General features: G+C 69.3%; 1 protein-coding gene. It reads right to left on the bottom strand.

Annotation, left to right across the window (positions count from 1 at the left end):
• Positions 1-39 precede the first annotated feature (39 nt).
• On the bottom strand, positions 40-1,008 hold a 969-nt coding region (locus R1101_RS28655), incomplete at its 5' end, for a WS/DGAT domain-containing protein (protein WP_016935732.1).

Raw genomic sequence — 1,008 nt, 5'->3', positions numbered from 1 at the left:
GTGCGATCGGCGGGACCGCGCGGGCTCGCCGGACCTCGCTCACCCCTCCTGCGGCACGGCCTCGTCGCCCTCCGCGCCGGCCGCGAGGATCAGGTCGTCGAGGGCGGGGGAGAAGTCGTCGACGAGCTCCCACAGGTCGGGAACGAGATCGGGGCACGAGATCAGGCCGATGTCGAGCCTGCCGTCGAGGGAGAGCACCGTCACGTTGAGTGCCGCCCCGTGGAAGATCGGTCCGAAGGGGTACATGGCCGTCATACGCGCACCCATGAAGTACAACGGGACGGGCGGTCCGGGCACGTTGGAGACCACGAGGTTGTGGATCACCGGATGCCGGTCGGCGAGGCGGAGTCCGGCATAGGCGCGCATCGCGGGCGCGAACACCGCCGCGCCGAGGAACTGCGACCAGTCCTGCAGCAGGTTCACACCGAGATCGGCGTTGTGGTCCTTGGCCACCGCATTCGCTTCCGCAAGGGCACGCAGGCGCTCGGCCGGATCCGCGATGTGGGTGTGGAGGTCGGCGAACATCGCCGAGACCTGGTTGCGTCCCGGCCGATCCGACCTGCCGTGGACCGAGACCGGGATCATCCCGATGAGCGGGGAATCGGGAAGTTCCCCACGCCGCTCCAGATATCGGCGCAGCGCGCCGGCGCACACGGCCATCACCACGTCGTTGACGGTGACACCGAAGATGTTCTTCACCAGTTTCACATCGTCGAGGTCCAGCTCGGCGAAGCCGACGTTGCGGCGTCCGGTGATGGTGGAGTTGAACGGTGTGCGCGGAGCCGTGAACGGCGCCGGCATCGCGTCGCCGCGTCGTGCGCGGGCGATCCACGAGGTCACCGACGTCACGGCAGCCGGCAGGATCCGCAGCAAATGGAGGGGTCGCCGGGCGACGTTGAGAGCGCCGGCGACGGCGATGGCGAGATCGTTCGCGTCGCCGGCGCCCCGCTTGACCGCTTCCGGCCGGGGATCGGCAGGGTCGAGGCTGCACAACTGTGAGACGAGGGC

This window comes from Rhodococcus sp. R1101 (assembly GCF_000278445.1).
GTDB lineage: Bacteria > Actinomycetota > Actinomycetes > Mycobacteriales > Mycobacteriaceae > Rhodococcus > Rhodococcus gordoniae.
This window is presented reverse-complemented; position numbering and strand designations above follow the sequence as displayed.